Raw genomic sequence first — 20,117 nt, 5'->3', positions numbered from 1 at the left:
CGCCGTTACACCCCGGACCCGGCACCGACCGTGCCCGATTCCGCAGAACGGGTCGCGAGCAGGCTAGACCCTGGATGGAGCTTTTCGGGAACGCCGCGAGATTGATCACCGAACGTCACGACCAGTGGCGACCGGGCGGTCACGGGCGGCCTGGTTGTAGTCGAGGCCCGCCGCCCGCCGCCCGCCCGAGGTCTGTGAAGGGGCCCTTCACAGACTCTGATTCCGTGAAGGGCCCCTTCACAGCTCCGCGATTCCGTGAAGGGCCCCTTCACAGCTGCGCCCCGGACCGGCAGGGGTACGGCACGGAGCGCGACGGCGAGTGCCCTACCGTGGCGGAGTGTCCGGCAGAACCAAGCTCCTCCTCGCGCTCGCCGTGCTCGTCGTGCTCGCGGCCGCCGCGGTGTGGCTGCCGGTTCCCGGGGCGGCGCAGCTGCGGCAGTGGGCCGCCGAGACCGGCTCCGCCACGCCGCTCGTGCTGCTGGCCGCGTACTCGCTGCTCACCGTCGCGCCGATTCCTCGGACCGTGTTCAACCTCGCCGCCGGGCTGCTGGTGGGCAGCATCGCCGGGGTGCTGATCGCGCTCGTCGCGACGACGATCGCGGCGGGGCTGTCGTTCGGGCTCGCCCGGGTGCTCGGGCGGGACCTGATCACCCGGCATCTGCACCGGGCGCCGGTCCGGGTGGTCAACGAGCGGCTGTCCGGCGGAGGTGTGCTGGCCGTCACGTCGCTGCGGCTGATCCCGGTGGTGCCGTTCGCGCCGCTGAGCTACCTGTGCGGGGTGTCGTCGGTGAAACTGCTGCCCTACCTCGCCGGAACACTGCTCGGCAGTGTGCCCGGCACGATCGCCGTGGTGGTCTTCGCCGACGCCCTGACCGGCGACACGCCGCCCGCGCTTCTCGCCTCGTACGCGATCTTCGCGGCGGCCGGGCTGGCCGGGCTGCTGTACGGGCTTCGCAGGCGTACCCCGGCCACGGCAGCGGAGGAGCACGCACCGACTGGCTGACGGCGGCCGGGTACTTCCGACCGCTACACTCGTTCGGGTGCGCGAGGGGTAATCCGCGCTGAGCACGGACACGATTCACCGGGATTTCGTCAGGAGCGGTCGCCATCGACACCGGGCAGCTGATCGCGGGGCACTACCGCCTCGTCGAGCACATTGGTAGCGGTGCCATGGGCGTGGTGTGGCGCGCGGTCGACGTGCGCCTGGAACGGTCCGTGGCGATCAAGCAGATCCTGCCGCAGCCGGGCGTGTCCGAGGCCGAGCGCGACAACATGCGCCAGCGCGCCATGCGCGAGGCGAAGAACGCCGCCCGCTTCCAGCATCCGAACGCCATCGTGGTGTTCGACATCGCCGAGCACGGCGGCGATCCCTGCCTGGTGATGGAGTACCTGAACGGGCCGAGCCTGTCCGCGGTGCTGGCCGGGCAGGGCCCGCTGCCGGTGGGCCAGGTCGCGCGGATCGGCGAGCAGGTCGCCGCGGCACTGGTCGCCGCGCACCGCGCCGGGATCGTGCACCGCGACGTCAAACCCGGCAACATCCTGATCGACGAGACCGGCACCGCGAAGATCACCGACTTCGGCATCTCGCGCGCGGCCGGCGACATGACGCTCACCCAGACCGGCCTGATCGGCGGCACCCCCGCCTACCTGGCCCCCGAGCTGGCCCGCGGCGCCGATCCGGTGCCCAGCTCGGACGTGTTCGCCCTGGGCGCCACGCTGTACCAGGCGATCGAGGGCCAGACCCCGTACGGCAACACCACCAACCAGCTCGCGCTGCTCTACGCCGCGGCGAACGGCCAGGTCAACCCGCCCACCCAGGCGGGCCCGGCGACCGCGCTGCTGATGAGCCTGCTGCGCCCGGAGCCCGGCGAACGGCCCAGCATGGCCGAGGCCCGGGAACGGCTGGCCACCCTCGCCACGGGTGAGCCGGCCCAGCCGCCGCTGCTGTCGGGCAACCGCGGCGCCGGTACCGGCGCCGGCCCGCCCCCGCCGTGGCAGCGCGTGGGGGCCGGTCCGCAGTCCCCGTCCTCGGCCCCGATCCCGGCGCAGAAGACCCCGTCGAACCCGCCTCGCACGCCGACCGCGGCGTTCATGCCGATGCGCTCACCGGCCGCCCCGCCGCCCACTCCCCCGCGTGCGCAGCCCGCGGCCCAGCGCCCGGCGCCGTCCGCGGCCGCGCCGAACTACGCCACCGGCCAGGCACAACGCCCGGCGGGCAAGCGCCGCATGGTGCTGCTCGCCGGTGGCGCCGTCGCGGTCGTCGCGGTCGCGGTCATCGTGTTCCTGGTGCTCAGCAACAGCAGCGGCTCGAACGGCGGCACCACGGCGCAGCAGGGGCAGACGCCGTCGAGCGCGCCGTCGACATCCGCGCCGCCCACCACCACGAGCACGCCGAACGGAGCACTGGGCCAGACCCAGACGGAAGGCAAGATCACCGACTACGGTGCGGCCGGGATGCTGCTCACCAACGGCTTCTTCGCGGACCCGGGCGCCAACTGGGCACATCTCACCCCGGCGGCGCAGGCCGTGTACGGCAGTCAGTCCGCGTTCCAGCAGTACTGGTCAGGGCACAAGATCAACCGGTACGAGTCCGCGCGCGCGGACAGCGGCGGGGGCAACGCGGACGGCTCCATCACGATGAACCTCACCATTGACGGGAACCGCCGTGGCTACCGGGTGATCCAGTCCGGTGGGCAGATGCTGATCGACAGTGACACCCGGCTGGACGCCGGCGGGGCATCCGGCCAGTGACCGTCCGCGCGACACAGCGCGCGGGCCGGTGCGTCGACCGGGGTACAGGGCTTACCGTGGGGGTATGGCCGAGAGCGCAGCAGTGCCGCCGGGCTGGAACCCGCGGTTCCACGACGATCTGATCGGGCTCGACCCGGCCGATCCCGAGGTCCGGGCGTTCGCCGCCCACCTCGACCGGATGGAACGGACCGGGCCCACCTTCACCGTGGAGGCCTGCCTCGACCAGGTGGCCGATTTCGCCGAGTCCAGCGCCCGCACCGGCGGGCTGCGGTACTGGATCTCGGTGCTGTTCGTGGTGCTCATCGTGCTCGGGCTGCTGGTCACCGCCTGGGACATCGCGACCCACACGATCGCCTTCCTCTCCCGGTAGCGAGGTAACGTGGAACAGGTGAAAGGTATGAAACCCGTGGTCGGCACCACCCCGCGTGTGGTGAAGTCCGAGCAGGAATGGCGTGCGCAGCTCGGTCCGGAGGAGTACGCGGTGCTCCGGCAGGCCGGCACCGAACAGCCCTTCACCGGTGAGTACACCGACACGAAGACCATCGGCGTGTACGAATGCCGGGCCTGCGGCGCGGAGCTGTTCCGCAGCGACACCAAGTTCGAGAGCCACTGCGGCTGGCCGTCGTTCTACGACCCGGCGGACTCGGACGCGGTGCTGCTGCGCGAGGATCGCACGCTCGGCATGCGGCGCATCGAGGTGCTGTGCGCGTCCTGCCACAGCCACCTCGGGCACGTGTTCGAGGGCGAGGGTTACGCCACCCCGACCGACCAGCGCTACTGCATCAATTCCATCTCGCTGAAGCTCGTCCCGGAGGCCGAGGGCTGACCGGTACCGCGAGTCCCCTGCCGCCCTCTCCGCCAGTGCGGGGAGGGCGGTTTTCGCGAGTACGGGGAACCCCGCGCCGCGGATCGGCGTCATTTATCCCGGCATGTTCGGTTCGCCCGAACGGTTAAGGTCGATGCCGGACGCGAGAGGGGACCTGCGTTGAACGAACCATGGGGGATCTCGGGTCCGGAATTCCTGCTGTACTTCGGGCTGGCGCTGGCCGCGCTGCTCGTGCTGCGGATCGCCGGGCCGCCACTGCTGAGCAGGCGACGGCCGCTGGGCGCGGCGGCGGACGACGGTTCGCCTCCGCAGGACGTCTACGAGCTGGCCTACCTCGCCGGCGGCGCGGACCGGGCCGTGGACACGGCGATCGCGAAGCTGCTGGAGAGCTATCGGCTGCGGGTCAGCAGTTCCGGGCGGATCACCGCCGCCGGAAAGACGCCGAAGGCGCCAAGGCTGGAACGGAGCGTGCATCTGGCGGCGAAGGGTGCGGGCGCCACGACGGCGCAGGTACGCAAGTCCAAGCACGTCGCGCCGGCGCTTCGCGCGATCGAGAGCAACCTGAAGCGCCGCGCCCTGCTGTCGACCAGCGACGGGGCCGGTGGTCTCCGCAGTGGGATCGCAGTCGCGTACGCGGCCGTGCTCGTGATCGGCATCGTGCGGCTGGTCAACGGGGCCGAGCTGCACCGTCCGGTCGGTGGGCTGATCGGGCTGCTGCTGCTCGCGTTGGTACTCACGATCATCGCCTTCGCCACCCGTAACGGAGGTAAGCGACGCCGTCCGACGAAGGCGGGGTACGCGATGGTCGCGCGAGCGCGCGCCGAAGCGAAGAGCATCGAAGAAGGCGACGACGCGGTTGTGGCCAACAGTGGCCGGACGTTCCAGTACGCCAGTGCCGCAGGGATCGTCGCGCTCGCCGGTATCGCGTTCTATCCGGACGACGAGTTGAGCACGGCCCTGCTGAGCGCGCCGGTCTCCTCGGGTTGGAGCAGCGGAGCGTCCGGCGGAGGATCCTCGTCCAGTGGCGGCTCGTCGTGTGGTGGCGGGTCCTCGTGCAGCAGTGGCTCGTCCTGTGGCGGCGGGGGCGGCTGCGGTGGCTGAGCGGCTCGGCGTCGGCCTCGGCTGGCGTTCCGAGCTGGACCTGTCGGTCGCGCGGCTGCCGGGTGTCGACTGGGTCGAAGTGGTCGCGGAAAACCTGCACGCGCCCCAGCTTCCGGAGAGCCTGCAGGCACTGCGGGACCGCGGGATGCCGGTGCTGCCGCACGCGGTCTCGCTGTCCCTCGGCGGTGCCGAACCACTGGAGACCGCACGCGTGGAGCACCTCGCCGAGCTGGCGCGGGTGCTCGACGCCCCGCTGGCCAGCGACCATGCGTGCTTCGTCCGGGCGGGCGGTCTCGATTCCGGTCATTTGATGCCGTTGCCTCGCACCCGGGACGCGCTGGACGTGCTCGTGGCGAACGTCCGGCTCGCCCAGTCGATGCTGGACGTGCCGCTGGCGCTGGAGAACATCGCCGCGGTCCTGCGGTGGCCGGAGGACGAGCTGACCGAGGAACAGTTCCTCGCCGAGCTGACCGAACGCACCGGATGCCAGCTGATCATCGACGTGGCGAACCTGTACGCGAACGCGCGCAACATCGGCACCGACCCGGTCGCGTTCCTCGACGGCATCCCCTGGGAGCGGCTGGCGTACGTACACGTGGCGGGCGGTGTGGAACGCGACGGCGTCTACCACGACACGCACGCTCACCCCGTCCGTCCAGAAGTGCTCGATCTGCTCGCCGAGCTGTGCCGGAGGACCGATCCACCCGGAGTCCTTCTGGAACGCGACGACGACTACCCCACTGACCGCGAGCTTGCGGCCGAGCTGTCCACGCTGCGCGCGGTGATCGCGTGAGCCGCGAAGAACTTGCGGCGCGGCAAGCGGAACTGCTGGAAGCGCTGCTGTCCGATGGGGCCGCCCCGTCCGGCTTCGACGCGAAGCGACTACGCGTCGAAGCCGACGTGCTTCGCGACAAACGGCGCCGGCTCGTCGCGTACCTGCGACCAGACCTGCCCGAAGCCCTCGGCGAGCGCTTCGCGCCGCTGTTCGACGCTTACGCCACCGAACACCCGAAGACCACCGAAGTCCGCACCGGGCAGTACGCCGACGCGTTCGCGACCTGGCTGATCAGCCGGGGTGAGCTGGCGAAGCCGCGCCGACGCTGGTTCCAGCACTGACCGGCGACCACACTGCGGTGTCCGAACCCGGCCGATGCGTGGGGTGATCCCACTGCGGTGGGGCGCCTGGCAGTACCCCTGGCATCCGTACCCGGGTCATTCGGCCGAAGTCGCTGTCGACGTCCTCCAGCAGGTCCGAGAAGTCCGCTGCCGAGGCTGTGGCCTCAGTGCGGCCCAGGGAGTCCAGCCAGGCACCGGTGCCCGCCAGCGACAGCTGGGCCCGCCAAGTACCGCCTTCGGTCACCGTGCGGTGCAGTGCGGTCATCACCGCCGCGGCGGTCAACCAGCCCGTCGCGTGGTCGAGAGCCTGCACGGGCAACGGCGCCGGGGCGTCAGCGGCGTTCTCCTCGGCGATACCGGACGACATCTGCACGAGGCTGTCGAAGCCGCGTCGGCGTGCCCACGGGCCAGTCCAGCCGTACGCGGACAGATCGGCCGTCACCAGCCCCGGCCGTAGCTCGGCAAGCTCTTCCGGGCCGAACCCCAGCCGCGCAAGCGCGCCCGGACGGAATGACTGCACCAGCACGTCAGCGCGGGCGATGAGCTTCTTCAGCTTCGCGCGGCCACCTTCGGTGTCCAGCGCGACGTACGCCGACCGTTTGCCTTGGCCGGTGTCCATGGTGAGCGTCGGGATCCGCGGCAGGTGCGCGGCGCCGACGTGCAGCACGTTCGCACCGTGTGCGGCGAGTACCCGGCCCGCGACCGGACCGGCCAGTACGTGTGTCAGCTCCAGCACGCGCACCCCGCCGAGCGGACGCGCGGACTCGAACAACGTACGCGGCGGAGCGTCACCGATCCGTTCCAGCTGCACCAGCGGCAGCTCTGCGACGGCCTGCCCCTGCGGGTGGGCACGCCATTCCTCGCGTGAGCGCATGAACGCGGCCGCTCCGCCCGCCGTGATCACCGCGGACTCGACTTCGGCCACAGTCTTCGCGGCAACGGTCTTCGCCACCGCTTCGCGGGTCGCGGGCACCCCGAGCGCCCAGCAGACCGCTGCTTCGTGCCGGGAGGTGTTGCAATGCAGCTTGATCCAGCCGTCGGCCGCGTGGTAGTCGCCCGCGATCGGACCCCACGGGCCGGGTCCCGGGTTGCCGTCGATCCGCAACAACCGCTCGCTGGCGAACGAGGCAGCCGCATGCCGGCTGTCGACGGCCACAGTGCCCGGTTCGATCCCTCGCAGGCGCAGCATCTCCGCGGCGGCGAGCGTGGCCACAGCGACACTCGCCGTGGCCACGGTCGGCACCCGGAACGGGCCGGGCAGCACGGAATCGTCGCCGGTCAGCGAAACGGGCGGCAGTGATCCGCCGGTGAGTGTCCGCCACACCCCGGCCAGCACGTTGTCCACGGCGGTTACGGCAGGGCCGCGACGAGCTCGGCCGGCGGCACCCGGGTGCCGGTGTAGAAGGGGATCTCCACCCGTACATGCCGACGGGCTTCGGTGGCCCGCAGGTGCCGCATCAGGTCGACGATGCGGTGCAGCTCGTCGGCCTCGAAGGCGAGGATCCATTCGTAGTCGCCGAGCGCGAACGAGGCCACGGTGTTGGCCCGCACGTCCGGGTAGTCGCGTGCTTCCTTGCCGTGGTCGGCCAGCATCTTGCGGCGTTCCTCGTCGGGCAGCAGGTACCAGTCGTAGGACCGGACAAACGGGTACACGCAGATGTACTTGCGCGCCTCTTCGCCGGCCAGGAACGCGGGGATGTGGCTCTTGTTGAACTCGGCGGGCCGGTGCAGCGCGGTCTGGCTCCACACCGGCGTCGCGGCGCGGCCCAGCGGCGTGCTGCGGAACCCGGTGTAGGCGGCCTGGACCTGTTCGATCTCCTCGGCGTGCCACCAGATCATGAAGTCTGCGTCGGCGCGCAGCGCGGACAGGTCGTACACCCCGCGTACGACGACGCCCTTGGCTTCGAGCCCGTCGAGGTATTCCGCGGTCTCGCGGCCCGCAGCCCCGCGGTCCTCACCGAGGCGGCCCGGCTCGATCCGGAAGACCGACCAGGTGGTGTAGCGGATCGTGTCGTTCAGCTCGTTGTAGTTCAGCCGCGCCATACACCCATCCTGGCACTGCACGCGAAGGATGCGGCAAGCGCCTCCGTCACACTGTGAGCTGAGCGGCGATCCGACGTGCCGCAGCGTCTGCCGTTGCCACGCACGCGGGCAGGCCGACGCCGTGCAGGGTGGCCCCGGCGACAGCAAGGCCGGGTACAGCGGACACCGCGTCCTCGATGCGCGCGACGCGTTCGATGTGCCCGGTGCCGTACTGCGGAAGTCCTCCGCCCCAGCGCGTGACGAGTACGTCGATCGGATCAGCCGTGACACCGGTGAGCCGCGCCAGGTCGTCGCGTACGACGGCGATCAACGAAGCGTCGTCGCCGTTTAAGGCGCCCGGCTCGCCGAAGCGGCCGACGGACCCGCGGACGAGTACGGCCCCTTGCTCGCCATAGTGCGCCCACTTGTTGGTGGAGAAGGTGAACGCCTTCGCTGCGTACGGCACGCCGTCTGTGTCTCGCTCCCCTGCGCCGACGAGAATGCCCGAAGCGTCGGGCATTGCCGTGTCTGGCGGCAGAGCGAGCGCCACGACGGCCATGGACGCCAGCTCCACTTCGCCGAACGCAGTGGACGCGATGGGGACTACGCCGTCCAGCAGCTTCCGCGCGGCGGGCGCGGGGACCGCGAGCACCACCGCGTCTGCCTCGGCGGGGCTGTCCTCGGGCGCGTGCGCAGGCGCGGCGGCTCCGAAGTCGAGCCGCCAACCAGACGACGTACGGGTCAGCGCGCGCAGTGTCGCCGAGGTACGCAGACGCGCGGCGGACAACTCCAACAGCCGTTGCACGAGAACATTCAGGCCGCCGCTAAGCGTGCCGAAAACGGGCGCCGTACTCGGATTCTTGGGCTGCAGCGACGCGGCTGCCTCGGTCAGCGAGGCCGCTCCGTCGACGACTGCCTTCGCCAAACCGGGCATCGTGGCGCGCAGCCCCAGACCGTCCGCTCCCCCGGCGTAAACCCCGCCCAGGAGCGGATCGACGAGACGGTCCACCAGTTCGTCGCCGAAGCGACTTCGCAGCAACGGACCCAGCGGCAGATCGCCTTCACCAAGCTCGACCGGCCCGAGCGACGGTTCTTTCTCCACGGTCCGACGGCCGCTCTCGGAAAGCACCCCGGCAACAGCCTCGGCGGACGCGGGCACGCCCATCACCGTGCCCGGCGGAAGACCCTGTATCGAACCACCGGCATGGATCTTGGCGCGCGCCTTCGTCGGATGCACGAGGCGGTCTTCCAGACCGACTTCCGCGATCAACGCGGTGACCTCGGGGCGGCGGGCCAGAAACGCCTCAGCGCCGACGTCGTAACGTACGCCGCCGACCTCCGCCGTACGCACCTTGCCGCCGACTGCGGCCGTGCTCTCGAAGACCGTGATCTCGGCTGCTTCGCCAAGCAAGCGACGCAGTCGGTACGCCGTGGCCAGGCCGGAGATCCCTCCCCCGACGACGGCCACCCGTTTCACAGCGAATGCACCAGCTGGACAACCCGGGTCAGCACGTCCGGGTCCACGTTCGGCAGGACGCCGTGGCCGAGGTTGAAGATGTGCCCGCGCGCCATGCGGCCCTCCTCGACGATGCGGCGGACCTCTGCCTCCAGCACCGGCCAGGACGCGTGCAGCAACGCCGGGTCGAGGTTGCCCTGCACCACCGCTTCGCCGCCGAGCCGCCGTACGGCCTCGTCGAGCGGCACGCGCCAGTCGACGCCGACGACGTCCGCCCCCGCGTCGCGCATCGCGACGAGCAGCTCACCGGTACCGACGCCGAAGTGGATCCGGGGCACGCCGTACCCCGCGACCTCCTCCAGCACCCGCGCGGAGTGCGGCAGGACGAACTCGCGGTAATCCCGCTCGGACAGCGCGCCGGCCCACGAATCGAACAGCTGGATCGCATCGGCCCCCGCCGCGAGCTGCGCGTGGAGGAAGGTCGCGGCGACGTCCGCGAGCCGGGCCGCGAGCTCGTGCCACAGCTTCGGCTCGGAGTGCATCAGGGCCTTGGTGTGCTCGTGGTTGCGGCTCGGCCCGCCCTCGATCAGGTAGCTGGCCAGTGTGAACGGCGCACCGGCGAAGCCGATCAGCGGCGTCTCGCCAAGCCGCTCCACGAGCAGCCCGACCCCTTCGGCGACCTTTGCGACCTGCTCCGGCTCAAGCACCGGCAACGCCCGGACCGCGGCCACGTCGCGCACCGGGCGGCCCATCACCGGCCCGGTACCCGGCACGATGTCGACGTCCACCCCCGCCGCCCGCAGCGGGACCACGATGTCGCTGAACAGGACCGCCGCGTCCACCCCGTGCCGGCGGACCGGCTGCAGGGTGATCTCGGCGAGCATCTCCGGGTCGAAACAGGCGTCCAGCATCGGCACGCCTTCGCGCAGCGCGCGGTACTCCGGCAGCGACCGCCCGGCCTGGCGCATGAACCACACCGGCACCCGCGCCGGCCGCTCCCCCCGCGCCGCAGCGAGGAAGGGCGCCCCGGGAAGCGCACGACGAACCGGTGAGACCACGGACAGAGACGAAAGCTCAGGCACGAACTCCATGCTCCCACGCCGCTCACCGCACCGGCGGGGGCGGTGCGGTCCCGGCCACGGAACACGGGCTGTGAAGGGACCCTTCACAGCCCCAGATTCCAGGGTTCCGGCAAAGTTGGCCGGGGACCCGTGATCAGCAGAGTGAGCCGTGGTTGCCGCGTCGTCATCGACGGCGCCTGCCATCGTCGTCGATTTCGCCCGGCAGCGGGCGAAGCGGAGGTGTTCGAGATGCGCGACCACCTCGTTGTGCGCCGGACCTGTCCCGGGTCTGTGAAGGGGCCCTTCACAGACTCAGAGTCCGTGAAGGGCCCCTTCACAGACCTTCACGGACCTCCGCAGTCTGCGCATGGCCCCTCACACCGACTTTGCCGACACCCTGGCCCAGAGTCCGTCAAGGGCCCTTCACGGACTTCTGGCCCGAGCGGAGGGGCCACTCGGCGCGCCTGCGACCGCAACCGGGTGTCGCCGCCTTAAAGTCGGAGCGTGACCGCGATGACGCCAATGCCCGAGCTGTTCCGCGAAGCCGTCGCGGCGTTGCAGTCCGTCCGGCCACGTCCGGAAATCCGGCTGGAGCCGATGCGGGCGCCGCAGCGGCTGGCGCCGTGGTCGTACGCACTCAGCTGCGAGGTCTCCGGACCGGCCGACGTGCTGGCCTCCGGCCGCCTCGTGCTGCTGCACGATCCCGACGGCCAGGAGGGCTGGGACGGCGTGCTGCGCATGGTCATGTACGTCCGGGCCGAACTCGACCGCGAGCTCGCCACCGACCCGTTCCTGCCCGCGGTCGGCTGGTCCTGGCTCACCGAGGCGCTCGACGCCACCGGGGCCACCCACAAGGCGCTCGGCGGCACGGTCACCGAGACCTCCTCGGCACGGTTCGGCGACATCTCCGGCCCCTCCCGCACCGACGATCTCGAACTGCGGGCCTCCTGGACGCCACTGGACGGCGCGTTGCGCCCGCACGGATTCGCGTTCTGCCAGGTGATGGCCAGTGTCGTGGGCCTGCCACCAGTCGGCGTGACGCTGTTCGAGCAGCGCCAGAGCTCCTGACTTTTCGAAATTCACCCGGACGGTCCGATGTCCGGGTGCCCCTGCACGCCCGCGGCGGCCCCCGTGCGGCCCCCTGCGGGCTCGACCGGACGGCCCCGGAGGCCCCGGGACGGCCCGGATCCGAGCGACGTTCACGTCTGTCCCAGATGGACGGACCGGCGGCACTGTGTCGGCCGCCACGTTCGTGAGGCCCGATTGATCACCGTCGGTAAACCCCAGGTCACCGCTTCGCGGGAGCCCCGACGCACCCTCCCGGATGGCGGCGGGCCGCCGATCGCCGCGCCGAACCCCGCGGCAAAACATGAAGAAAAATGATCTTGCCCCGGCCAGGGGCCATTTCCGGGTTCCGGAGGCCCCTCCGGCAGGGCACGCGCGGAAGCATCGGCACTTGCACGGGCCATCTGCACGCCCGTTTTCCGAGCAGTAACCCAGGTGCATCGCACCTTTGTGAGCAACCGTTAACAACAGGCCAATCATTGGTCCGATCGTGCTAACGCGACTTCGCTCCGTAATCAACCGCACGGGATAGATACCCGTTCGATCCCCCCGCGATGGCGTCCGGGCGGCTACAGTTCCTGGGACGACACCACTTTCGGTCTAAAGCTGGCGCGGCTGAACGGCCGAAGGTCCCGGTGCCGGTCGGGGGGCACGACCGACTCCAGGGAGGTAGTGACGTGGCTACCGTCGGCTTATCTCAGGCCGTCCGATCCACGCCAGCCGGTGCTTTGCCGGCGAGCATGGTTCCGCATCCGCGGGAAGAGCTTTTTTCCGTGTTGGTGGTCGATGACCACCCGTTGTTGAGGGAGGCAATCTCAGCACGACTCGCACAGATGGGTGCGGGCACCGTCCACGAAGCCGCCACGGTGGCCGAGGCGAGGGCGCGAGCACAGGCCACCGGCCCGTGCGACCTGGCGATCCTCGATCTCGGACTGCCGGACGGCAGCGGCATCGAGCTCGTGACCGAGCTGCGCAGCCACGGCTGGCCGCGTGTGGTGGTACTCGCATCCTCCGACGACCCGTACGCGGTGCGCTCCGCGTTTCAGGCCGGCGCGCAGGCGTACCTGCTCAAATCGGCCTCGCCGGTCGTCGTCACCGACGGCGTCCGCCGGGTGCTCGAGGGTGGCGTGTACGCCGACCCGAGTGTGGCTCCGGTCCTCGCGACCGGCACGCGGGTCGCAGGCACCGACAACACCCCACGCGAGCTTTCCGCGCGCGAGGTGGAGGTACTGCAGCTCGTCGCCGACGGGCAGTCGAACAAGGAGATCGGAGAGGAACTGTCCCTCTCCGCGCTCACCGTCAAGTCCCACCTCTCCCGGATCGGGCGCAAGCTCGGCACGGGTGACCGGGCGCAGATGGTCGCGCTGGCGATGCGGGCCGGCGTGATCCGCTGACGAGGACGGACCACATCCCTGCGGGGCGGGCGGACCAGGCGCGGCCGGCCCGTCCCGTAGGGTCGTCTTCCATGGGAACTGCACAGGCGGACGGAGCCCGGACCGGCGAATCCACCACCGAGGCGACTGCTCCGCCGGTGCTTCTGCGCGAACCGGCCGAGGGCACCCCGCCGGTGGTCGAGGATCCGGGGGCGCTCGCCGAGGCCTGCGCGCGGCTGGCCGGCGGCACCGGCGCGGTCGCGGTGGACACCGAACGGGCGTCCGGCTACCGGTACTGGCCCAAGGCCTACCTCGTCCAGCTGCGCCGGGAGGGCGCCGGCACGGTGCTGGTCGACCCGATCGCGCTCGACGGTGGGCTGGACCCGCTGCGCGCGGTCCTCAACGACACCGAATGGGTGTTGCACGCCGCCTCCCAGGACCTGCCGTGCCTGGCCGAGCTGGACCTGCACCCACGCTCGCTGTTCGATACCGAACTCGCCGGGCGGCTGGCCGGCCACGAACGCGTCGCACTCGGCACGCTCGTGGAGAAGCTGCTCGGGTACACCCTGGAAAAGGGCCACAGCGCCGCGGACTGGTCGAAGCGGCCGCTGCCGGTCGACTGGCTCAACTACGCGGCGCTGGACGTCGAGCTGCTCAACGAGCTGCGCGCGACCCTCGAAGCCGAGCTGGCCGAACAGGGCAAGCTGGAGTGGGCGCGGCAGGAGTTCGAGGCCGTACGCACCGCCCCGCCACACCCGCCGCGAGCCGAACCGTGGCGCCGGACCTCCGGGGTACACAAGATTCGCAACCCGCGCGGCCTCGCCATGGTGCGCGAGCTGTGGCAGGCCCGCGACGAGCTGGCCCGCAAACGTGACCGCGCGCCGAGCCGTGTCCTGCCGGACAGCGCGATCATCAACGCGGTGACGGCCGATCCCAAGACCGTCGAGGAGCTGCAGGCGCTGCCCGTGTTCAGCGGACGCGTACAGCGCAAGTACACCGCCAGCTGGCTGCGGCACCTGCAGGTGGCCAAGACGCTGCCCACGAGTGAGCTGCCCTCGCCGTCCCAGCCCTCCGACGGCCCGCCCCCGGTCAACCGCTGGGCGGACAAGGACCCGGACGCGGCCGCCCGGCTGTCCGCGGCCCGCACCGCCCTCACCGCGATCGCGGAGGAAAGACGGCTGCCGGTGGAGAACCTGCTGCTGCCTGACCTGGTCCGCCGCACCTGCTGGAGACCGCCCACCGACCTGTCCGAGGACAGCGTCGCCGAGACCCTCCGCGCCGGCGGCGCCCGGCCGTGGCAGCTTGAGCTGACTGTGGGCGCGCTGAGCAAAGCGCTGCACAGTACGGCTCCCTGACGGCGGTCTCTGCGGCCCTGAGGGTCGCCCGGGATGCTGCCGGCCCAGGGACCTGTACGACGGCGTAGTCGCCGCAGCGGCTCGACAGTGCCGGGACTCCGGTCCGGACAACACGACGGGCGGTTCCCGGCCGCAATCGCGGTGGGAAGTTCCGGTCGAACGCCTCGATCGGCGGCGCGAAGCCCGCCCGACGCCGTCTCGGCACAGCTACAATCTCAGCCGTCCACGGCAGTTCGCCGGCGTACCGGGCCGGCCTACTGCGGCAGCCGCGGTGAGAGGGCTCGGGCGAGCGCCCCCATCGGCCGCGCGCCACCAACGCCTTCTCAGCAGCCCGCACTCTCCTGCCGGTTCGACGGCGTCCCCAGCCACTCCCACCGGCACGCTGCCACAACGGCAGCAGGAAGGCTCAGATCGAACACCTCGATCAGCCACGCGCAAGCCCAGCTGACCCCGGCCTCAGCCGCCCGCACCTTCGCGCAGCCATTCCGCCGCCTCCACCGTGTCCGGATGCTCCGCCCCGAACACCTCCGTCAGCCCGGCCACCACCGCGGCCAGTTCGCGGTCCGCCTCCTCATCCCGGCCTCGTGCGCGGGCGGTTCTGGCCAGGGTCGCCCGGAAGCCCAGCTTGAGCGGGTGCGCGCCGGGGAGGGCCGTCGACTCGACAAGACCGCCGGCGAGGTGCTCGGCCTGGTCGAGGTCCCCGCTTTCCAGGCACGCTCGCGCCAGTTCGCCCGCCAGGCTCCAGGTTCGCGGGGACCCCGCCGGGGCCGCGGCGAGCAGCGAGCGGTACAGCACAGCCGCTTCCGCCGGTTCGCCCGCGCGCCGCAGCACCGTGGCGAGCACCTCCACCGAATCCGCGGTCGGGCGGCGTTCGGCGTGCAGCCGGGCGGCCAGCCGGATTCCGTGGGCTTTCCCGCTTTCCGCCTTGATCAGCAGCTCGATCGTACGGGCCTCGTCCTGCTCCTCCGGGGTGCTCGCGTGCGCGGACAGCTCCTCGTGCAGCTGTCTGGCCTCCTCGAACCGGGCCAGGGTGCGCAGCACGCCCACCTTCCGGAACCCGGCTGCCACGGTTTCGGCCGCGGCCGGGCCGAACTGCTCCCGGCAGCCGTCGTGATACCGGTCGAGCACGGCCAGCGCGCCGGGGTAATTCCCGGCCAGCGAAAGCATTTCCGACAGCATGACCTGCGCCTGCAGGGTGGCGGGATCACCGGGCCCGAGCACGGCCGCATAACGCTCCACAGTGGACTCCAGCAGGTCGAGCCCCGCGGTGATCCGGCCCTGCGCGGCGCGGGCCACGGCGAGGTTCGCCCACGCGCCGAGGGTGCCCGGGTCCTGTTCGCCCGCCACCCGGACCTGGGCCTCGGCCAGCTCCGTATAGTGCTCCTCCGCGGCGGGCCAGTCACCGGTTCCGACCAGCAGGAGGCCCAGCCGGTGCCGCAGCACCATGGCGTCCGGGCTCTCCTGATCGGCTCGTTTGGCCAGCGCCTTGCGCACCTTCGCCAGCTCGGCCGCCTGCTTGCGCGCGCTGTTCGCCCGGAATAGCCCCATCGCCGTCCCCCCGTCCGGATCGCTTCGGACCAGTGTGCCGCAGGCCACCTTCCGCGGGAGTGTGCGCTGCCCCACTCGCCCGAAACCGGCCTACTAGGGGGGCGAAGGCATGACTTTCACCGCGGAGGATCCCGGACGAGGTCGTCACCAGGGCGATCACGCGCCTGGTCACCGTGTCTGGTCTGGACAAGCCGGTCGCACTGAGCACTGTGGGCAAGGGCCACGACCACACCCGGCCGAACACCTTCGGCCCGCAGGGCCTGGTCTCGCTGGACGGGGCGTTCGCCGCCGGCGCGGATCTGTCCGGTGTGGCGGGGATAGCGGATCCGAAGCTGGCGCGGGAGATCGCGCAAACCGGGCACAAGATCCTCCGGCGGCTGATCGAGGTGGGGATCAGAGCCCCGCCGCACCGGAGTGCTCCGGCGTCGGGAGGCGGATGGTGATCGCCAGTCCCCCGCCGACCACCGGTTCCGCGGCGATCGTCCCGCTGTGTGCCTGGACCGCGGCGCGCACGATGGACAGGCCCAGGCCGGCGCCGGAGCGGGCGGTGCGGGCCACGCCGGCGCGGCGAAAGGGTTCGAACAGCTCCGGGACCGCCGCGGGGTCGAGCAGGCCGCCCGAGGAGCGCACGCGCAGGGTGGACCACTGCGCGCCGGCCTCGGTGGCGACCTCGATCCAGCCGCCGTCGACGTTGTGCCGCACCGCGTTCTCCACCAGGTTCCCGGCGATGCGTTCGAGCAGTGCCGGGTCGCCGACGGTGAGCGCGGCCGGGGTGTCCAGCGTGACGCGCAGGCCGCGGTGCTCCGCTTCGGCGCGCACGGCCGCCCAGGCCCGAGCCACGACGGTGGCCAGGTCCACGGGTTCGCGGACCACCAGCCCGGCTCCGTCGGTGCGGGCCAGCAGCAGCAGGGAGTTCACCATCCGGCCCGCCCGGTCCGTGGCGTCCAGCACCACGCCGGCCATCCGCCGGAACTCGGCCTCGTCCGCGTGTTCGTCGGACAGCGTGACGTCCAGCTCGGTCCGGATCACCGACAGCGGGGTGCGCAGCTCGTGGCTCGCGTTGGCCACGAAGTGACGCTGCGCGTCGAACGCGGCCTGCAGCCGGTCGAGCATGTCGTCGAAGGTGCGGGCCAGCTCGGCCAGTTCGTCGCGCGCGCGGACCTCGCCGATGCGCTCACCCAGCGATTCCACCGACAGCCGCCGCGCGGTACCGGTGATCTCGCGCAGCGGCCGCAGCACGCGCGAGGTGAACGTCCAGGCCAGGATCGCCGCCGCGGCCACGACGAAGCAGAACGCCAGCGAGCCGAACAGCAGCACCCGGTTCACCGCGTGCTGACGCAGGTGCTGGGCGAGGGTGGAGGCGTCCACGTCCACCCCGTCCACCCGCACCAGGGTGCCGGGCGGCAGGTGCGGCACCGCGTCCACCGCGTCGCCGACCAGCGTCCAGGCCAGCCAGAGCAGCAGCAGCCCGGCCGCGGCGACCAGCACGGTGGCGAGCACGGTGACCCGGACCCGCAGGCTCCGGGCGCCGGACGGCCTCACCCGGCGGCGTCCACCGGCACCCGGTAGCCCGAGCCGACCACGGTCTCGATGACGCCGGGCTCGCCGAGCTTCTTGCGCAGGGTCATCACGGTCACCCGCACGGTCGTGGTGAACGGGTCGGCGTTCTCGTCCCAGACCCGCTCCAGCAGTTCCTCGCTGCTGACCACCGAACCCGCCGCGGACAGCAGCACCTCGAGCACGCCGAACTCCTTGCGGGTCAGCTCGATCGGCCCGCTCGCCCGGCGCACCGTGCGCTTGGCCGGGTCCAGCTCCACGTCGCCCGCGGTGAGCAGCGGCGGCGCGGCCGGGGTGGCGCGGCGGCCCAGCGCGCGCACCCGGGCCACCAGCTCCGGGAAGGCGAACGGCTTGGCCAGGTAGTCGTCCGCGCCGAGGGACAGCCCGTCCACCCGGTCGGAGACCGAGCTGCTCGCGGTGAGCATCAGCACCCGGGTCAGCTCGCCGGAGGCGACGATCTCGCGGCACAGCTCGTCCCCGGACATCCCGGGCAGATCGCGGTCGAGCAGGACCACGTCGTACCGGGTGACGGCGGACTTCTCGTGTCCGTCGTCCCCGGTGAGCGCCACGTCCACCGCCATGCCCTCCCGGCGCAGCCCGCGGGCGATCGCATCGGCCAGTGGCTCTTCGTCTTCGACTACCAGAACTCGCACCAGACCACAATCCCACAGTTTCCTGAGAGTGCCTGAGAGACCTCAGTGGACACTCGGGGAAACGCCGTGGCCGGCTTGGGGACCGGGTGCCGCGAACGTTGGCGAAATGCTCGAAGACGGGCGGGTCCGCGGCAAGTCTGGTCGTATACGTCACAGTCGGCCTCGATACGCCGCGTACGCCGGAGCGCATTCTTGCGGTGTGGCCGGGACCGAAGTCATTCCGACGAGACAGGAGTTGCCCAGGTGAGTGATCTTCCCCCGGTCGGCCCACACGACTCGTCACCGGTGCCGCGTTACGCCGGTTTCGCGAACTTCGCCCGGCTGCCGCGGCGGGACGAGGTGCCACGGGCGGAGATCACCGCGATCGCCGCATCCCACGCCGCTTACGACCTCGTGAGCCTGATGTCCTGGGGAAGTCCGCATGACTCGTATCGGTGGTGACGTTGTCGTCGAGACGCTGCGCGCGCTCGGCGCGGACATTGTGTTCGGCCTGCCCGGACAGCACGCGCTCGGCCTGTTCGAAGCCCTTCGCCGAGCCGGCGGTCTTCGTGTCGTCGGCTCGCGAGTGGAGAACAACCTCGCCTTCGCCGCAGACGGACACGCGCGCGCCCGGCTGGCCGCGAATCCGGAAGGAGCCGTCCCGGTCACGCCGATGATCGTGTCGACCGGTCCGGGCGCGTTGCTCACTTTGGCTTCCCTGCAGGAATCGCGGGCGGCGTCGGTGCCCGTGCTCGGCATCTCCAGCCAGGTCCCGGTCGCCGGGCTGGGCGGCGGACAGCACGGCTACCTGCACGAGCTACCCGACCAGCAGGCGAGTTTCCGCAACGTGGTCAAGTCGGTGCACGTCGTCCGCTCGGTGAGCCAGATCCCGACCGCGCTGCGCGAAGCCTGGACCATCGCGGCGACCGCGCCGTACGGCCCGGTGTGGGTGGAGATCCCGGAGGACGTACTGCTCGCCGAAGCCGCGCTGCCGCCGTTGACCGCCGTTGACCGCCGTCACAGCCTCTCCCCCGCCGCTGGAGCCGCTGCCGGAGCTGGTCGCCGAAGCTGCGAAGGTGTTGGGCGGCGCGAAGAATCCGGTAGTCCTCGCTGGTGGCGGCGCGCTGCGCTCCGGTGCGTACGCCGAACTGCGCGAACTCGCCGAAGCGTTGCGGGCGCCGGTCGTGTCCACCTTCGGCGGCAAGGGCGTGTTCGCCTGGGACCACCCGCTTTCCGCGCGGTCGTGGCTGGAGGACTGGCACACCACGGAGTTCCTCGCCGACGCGGATGTGCTCCTGGTACTCGGTTCCGGGCTCGGCGAGCTGTCCAGCAACTATCGGGAATTCGCTCCACGCGGCCGGCTCGTCCAGGTCGAAGCCGAACTCGGGAAGCTGGAGTCCAACTATCCGGCGCTCGCGCTGCACGCCGACGTCCGGACGACGTTGCGGTCGCTGCTGCCGCAGCTTCCTGCGCGTCCCGTGGACGGCAGCGCCGAAGCTGCCGTCAAGGATCTCCTCGCCCGCGTCGAGTCCAGGTTGGACGGACAGCCGCTAGCCGCCGAGCGGAAGCTGATCGAGGACGTGCGCGCGGCGCTTCCTGAAGGCACACAGTCCTTCTGGGACATGACGATCGCGGCGTACTGGGCGTGGTCGGCGTGGAATCCCGACGGTTTACCGATCCACACCGCACAGGGTGCAGGCGGGCTCGGTTACGGACTCCCCGGCGCGCTCGGTGCCGCAGCAGCCGGCGTACGCGCGCTCGCCGTCTCTGGGGACGGCGGAGCGATGTACGGCCTGTCGGAGCTGGCGACCGCCGTACAACACAATCTCGACGTCACGTGGCTGCTGATCGACGACGGTGGCTACGGCATCCTTCGCGAGTACCTGACCGACGCGTTCGGCGAGACCACTGCGACAGAGCTGGCCAGGCCGGACTTCGTCGCGCTCGCGGAGTCGTTCGGCGTCCCGGCCCGACGCTCGTCGCTCGACACCGTACGCAGCGATCTCGCCGAAGCCGTGCGTACGCCGGGGCCGTCCGTCGTCGTGCTGCCGGCGGTTCTGAAGATGTTCGCCCCCAGTCATCTGGATCACCCGTGATCAGCAACTTCATCGACGGCGCGACAGCCGACGCACCAGGGACGCTTGAGCTGACCGATCCGGCCACCGGTGCGATCGTGGACCACAGCGTCCTCTCCGGACAGTCTGAAGTGGATGCCGCGCTGTAGGCTGCGTCGCGCGCGTTTCGAAGCTGGCGA

Annotated in this window: 19 protein-coding genes and 2 pseudogenes; 14 read left to right on the top strand and 7 right to left on the bottom strand. The window is 71.3% G+C overall.

What is annotated here, in order from left to right:
* Window positions 1-337: 337 nt before the first annotated feature.
* The 7 genes from ATK36_RS00390 (at window position 338) to ATK36_RS00360 (ending at window position 5,794) form a co-directional block, all read left to right on the top strand.
* Window positions 338-1,003 (top strand): TVP38/TMEM64 family protein, encoded by a 666-nt coding sequence (locus ATK36_RS00390; protein ID WP_098509322.1) that lies wholly within the window; start codon window positions 338-340, stop codon window positions 1,001-1,003.
* 119 nt (window positions 1,004-1,122) lie between these two features.
* Entirely contained in the window at window positions 1,123-2,751 is a 1,629-nt protein-coding gene (locus tag ATK36_RS00385; RefSeq protein WP_098509321.1) for a serine/threonine-protein kinase, read from the top strand.
* A gap of 64 nt (window positions 2,752-2,815) precedes the next feature.
* Window positions 2,816-3,121, top strand: coding sequence for a hypothetical protein (locus ATK36_RS00380; RefSeq protein ID WP_098509320.1), 306 nt, complete (start codon window positions 2,816-2,818; stop codon window positions 3,119-3,121).
* A 27-nt stretch (window positions 3,122-3,148) separates the two neighbouring features.
* Window positions 3,149-3,577, top strand: a complete 429-nt coding sequence (msrB, locus tag ATK36_RS00375) for a peptide-methionine (R)-S-oxide reductase MsrB (protein ID WP_098509319.1) — start codon at window positions 3,149-3,151, stop codon at window positions 3,575-3,577.
* A 159-nt stretch (window positions 3,578-3,736) separates the two neighbouring features.
* Window positions 3,737-4,678, top strand: coding sequence for a TIGR04222 domain-containing membrane protein (locus ATK36_RS00370; protein ID WP_098509318.1), 942 nt, complete (start codon window positions 3,737-3,739; stop codon window positions 4,676-4,678).
* Window positions 4,671-5,471 (top strand): MbnB/TglH/ChrH family RiPP precursor modification enzyme, encoded by an 801-nt coding sequence (locus tag ATK36_RS00365; protein WP_098510213.1) that lies wholly within the window; start codon window positions 4,671-4,673, stop codon window positions 5,469-5,471. Before ATK36_RS00370 ends, ATK36_RS00365 begins: the two co-directional genes overlap by 8 nt.
* Window positions 5,468-5,794, top strand: coding sequence for an SCO6045 C-terminal-like domain-containing protein (locus ATK36_RS00360; RefSeq protein ID WP_098509317.1), 327 nt, complete (start codon window positions 5,468-5,470; stop codon window positions 5,792-5,794). The genes ATK36_RS00365 and ATK36_RS00360 overlap by 4 nt, the downstream gene beginning before the upstream one ends.
* Here the strand turns inward: ATK36_RS00360 and ATK36_RS00355 are convergent.
* The 4 genes from ATK36_RS00355 to hemE are packed head-to-tail and all read right to left on the bottom strand — an operon-like array spanning window position 5,745 to window position 10,363.
* Window positions 5,745-7,130 carry a CoA transferase gene (locus ATK36_RS00355; RefSeq protein ID WP_425427362.1) on the bottom strand — a complete coding sequence of 462 codons (1,386 nt, stop codon included), beginning with the start codon at window positions 7,128-7,130 and terminating at the stop codon, window positions 5,745-5,747. The two genes, ATK36_RS00360 and ATK36_RS00355, sit on opposite strands and share 50 nt — an antisense overlap.
* 14 nt (window positions 7,131-7,144) lie before the next feature.
* Window positions 7,145-7,837, bottom strand: coding sequence for a hydrogen peroxide-dependent heme synthase (gene hemQ / locus ATK36_RS00350; RefSeq protein WP_098509315.1), 693 nt, complete (start codon window positions 7,835-7,837; stop codon window positions 7,145-7,147).
* Between the two features lie 46 nt (window positions 7,838-7,883).
* The gene (hemG, locus tag ATK36_RS00345) at window positions 7,884-9,293 is read right to left on the bottom strand and encodes a protoporphyrinogen oxidase (protein WP_098509314.1); all 1,410 of its coding nucleotides are present in this window, start codon (window positions 9,291-9,293) and stop codon (window positions 7,884-7,886) included.
* On the bottom strand, window positions 9,290-10,363 hold the full coding sequence (gene hemE, locus ATK36_RS00340; protein WP_098509313.1) for a uroporphyrinogen decarboxylase: 1,074 nt from the start codon (window positions 10,361-10,363) through the stop codon (window positions 9,290-9,292). Before hemE ends, hemG begins: the two co-directional genes overlap by 4 nt.
* Window positions 10,364-10,837: 474 nt before the next feature.
* Between hemE and ATK36_RS00335 the strand changes: the two genes are divergently transcribed.
* The 3 genes from ATK36_RS00335 (at window position 10,838) to ATK36_RS00325 (ending at window position 14,126) form a co-directional block, all read left to right on the top strand.
* Complete coding sequence (locus tag ATK36_RS00335) at window positions 10,838-11,401, top strand: DUF3000 domain-containing protein (RefSeq protein WP_170069525.1); 564 nt, start codon at window positions 10,838-10,840, stop codon at window positions 11,399-11,401.
* Window positions 11,402-12,075: 674 nt separating this feature from the next.
* A complete protein-coding gene (locus ATK36_RS00330) occupies window positions 12,076-12,792 on the top strand; it encodes a response regulator transcription factor (RefSeq protein WP_098509311.1) in 717 nt (238 codons plus the stop codon).
* 71 nt (window positions 12,793-12,863) lie between these two features.
* The gene (locus tag ATK36_RS00325; RefSeq protein ID WP_098509310.1) at window positions 12,864-14,126 is read left to right on the top strand and encodes a ribonuclease D; all 1,263 of its coding nucleotides are present in this window, start codon (window positions 12,864-12,866) and stop codon (window positions 14,124-14,126) included.
* 456 nt (window positions 14,127-14,582) lie between these two features.
* On the opposite strand, the gene ATK36_RS00320 is transcribed toward ATK36_RS00325, so the two are convergent.
* Window positions 14,583-15,674 (bottom strand): tetratricopeptide repeat protein, encoded by a 1,092-nt coding sequence (locus tag ATK36_RS00320; RefSeq protein ID WP_141544333.1) that lies wholly within the window; start codon window positions 15,672-15,674, stop codon window positions 14,583-14,585.
* A gap of 128 nt (window positions 15,675-15,802) precedes the next feature.
* On the opposite strand from ATK36_RS00320, the pseudogene ATK36_RS00315 reads away from it, so the two are divergent.
* A pseudogene (locus ATK36_RS00315) lies at window positions 15,803-16,111 on the top strand (3-hydroxyacyl-CoA dehydrogenase NAD-binding domain-containing protein); the annotation flags it as partial.
* Here ATK36_RS00315 and ATK36_RS00310 read toward each other — a convergent pair.
* Both ATK36_RS00310 and ATK36_RS00305 read right to left on the bottom strand, forming a co-directional pair.
* The gene (locus tag ATK36_RS00310; protein ID WP_098509308.1) at window positions 16,068-17,216 is read right to left on the bottom strand and encodes a sensor histidine kinase; all 1,149 of its coding nucleotides are present in this window, start codon (window positions 17,214-17,216) and stop codon (window positions 16,068-16,070) included. The pseudogene ATK36_RS00315 and the gene ATK36_RS00310 sit on opposite strands and share 44 nt — an antisense overlap.
* Window positions 17,213-17,884, bottom strand: coding sequence for a response regulator transcription factor (locus tag ATK36_RS00305; protein ID WP_170069524.1), 672 nt, complete (start codon window positions 17,882-17,884; stop codon window positions 17,213-17,215). The genes ATK36_RS00310 and ATK36_RS00305 overlap by 4 nt, the downstream gene beginning before the upstream one ends.
* 243 nt (window positions 17,885-18,127) lie before the next feature.
* Here ATK36_RS00305 and ATK36_RS34525 point away from each other — a divergent pair, with 243 nt between their 5' ends.
* From ATK36_RS34525 to ATK36_RS34110, 3 genes and pseudogenes are all read left to right on the top strand, one after another.
* The gene (locus ATK36_RS34525; protein WP_211291751.1) at window positions 18,128-18,325 is read left to right on the top strand and encodes a hypothetical protein; all 198 of its coding nucleotides are present in this window, start codon (window positions 18,128-18,130) and stop codon (window positions 18,323-18,325) included.
* Window positions 18,306-19,959, top strand: a pseudogene (locus ATK36_RS00295) (thiamine pyrophosphate-binding protein). Before ATK36_RS34525 ends, ATK36_RS00295 begins: the two are co-directional and overlap by 20 nt.
* Window positions 19,956-20,087, top strand: coding sequence for a hypothetical protein (locus tag ATK36_RS34110; protein WP_281258975.1), 132 nt, complete (start codon window positions 19,956-19,958; stop codon window positions 20,085-20,087). The pseudogene ATK36_RS00295 and the gene ATK36_RS34110 overlap by 4 nt, the downstream one beginning before the upstream one ends.
* Window positions 20,088-20,117 lie beyond the last annotated feature (30 nt).

Origin of the sequence: Amycolatopsis sulphurea, from assembly GCF_002564045.1 — a bacterium.
Classification (GTDB): domain Bacteria; phylum Actinomycetota; class Actinomycetes; order Mycobacteriales; family Pseudonocardiaceae; genus Amycolatopsis; species Amycolatopsis sulphurea.
This window is presented reverse-complemented; position numbering and strand designations above follow the sequence as displayed.

Bases quoted from the DNA above. Each gene is read 5' to 3' on its own strand.
- msrB (WP_098509319.1), top strand. From the start codon at position 3,149: ATGAAACCCGTGGTCGGCACCACCCCGCGTGTGGTGAAGTCCGAGCAG.
- hemQ (WP_098509315.1), bottom strand. From the start codon at position 7,837: ATGGCGCGGCTGAACTACAACGAGCTGAACGACACGATCCGCTACACC.
- hemE (WP_098509313.1), bottom strand. From the start codon at position 10,363: ATGGAGTTCGTGCCTGAGCTTTCGTCTCTGTCCGTGGTCTCACCGGTT.
- ATK36_RS00380 (WP_098509320.1), top strand. From the start codon at position 2,816: ATGGCCGAGAGCGCAGCAGTGCCGCCGGGCTGGAACCCGCGGTTCCAC.
- ATK36_RS00320 (WP_141544333.1), bottom strand. From the start codon at position 15,674: ATGGGGCTATTCCGGGCGAACAGCGCGCGCAAGCAGGCGGCCGAGCTG.
- ATK36_RS00325 (WP_098509310.1), top strand. From the start codon at position 12,864: ATGGGAACTGCACAGGCGGACGGAGCCCGGACCGGCGAATCCACCACC.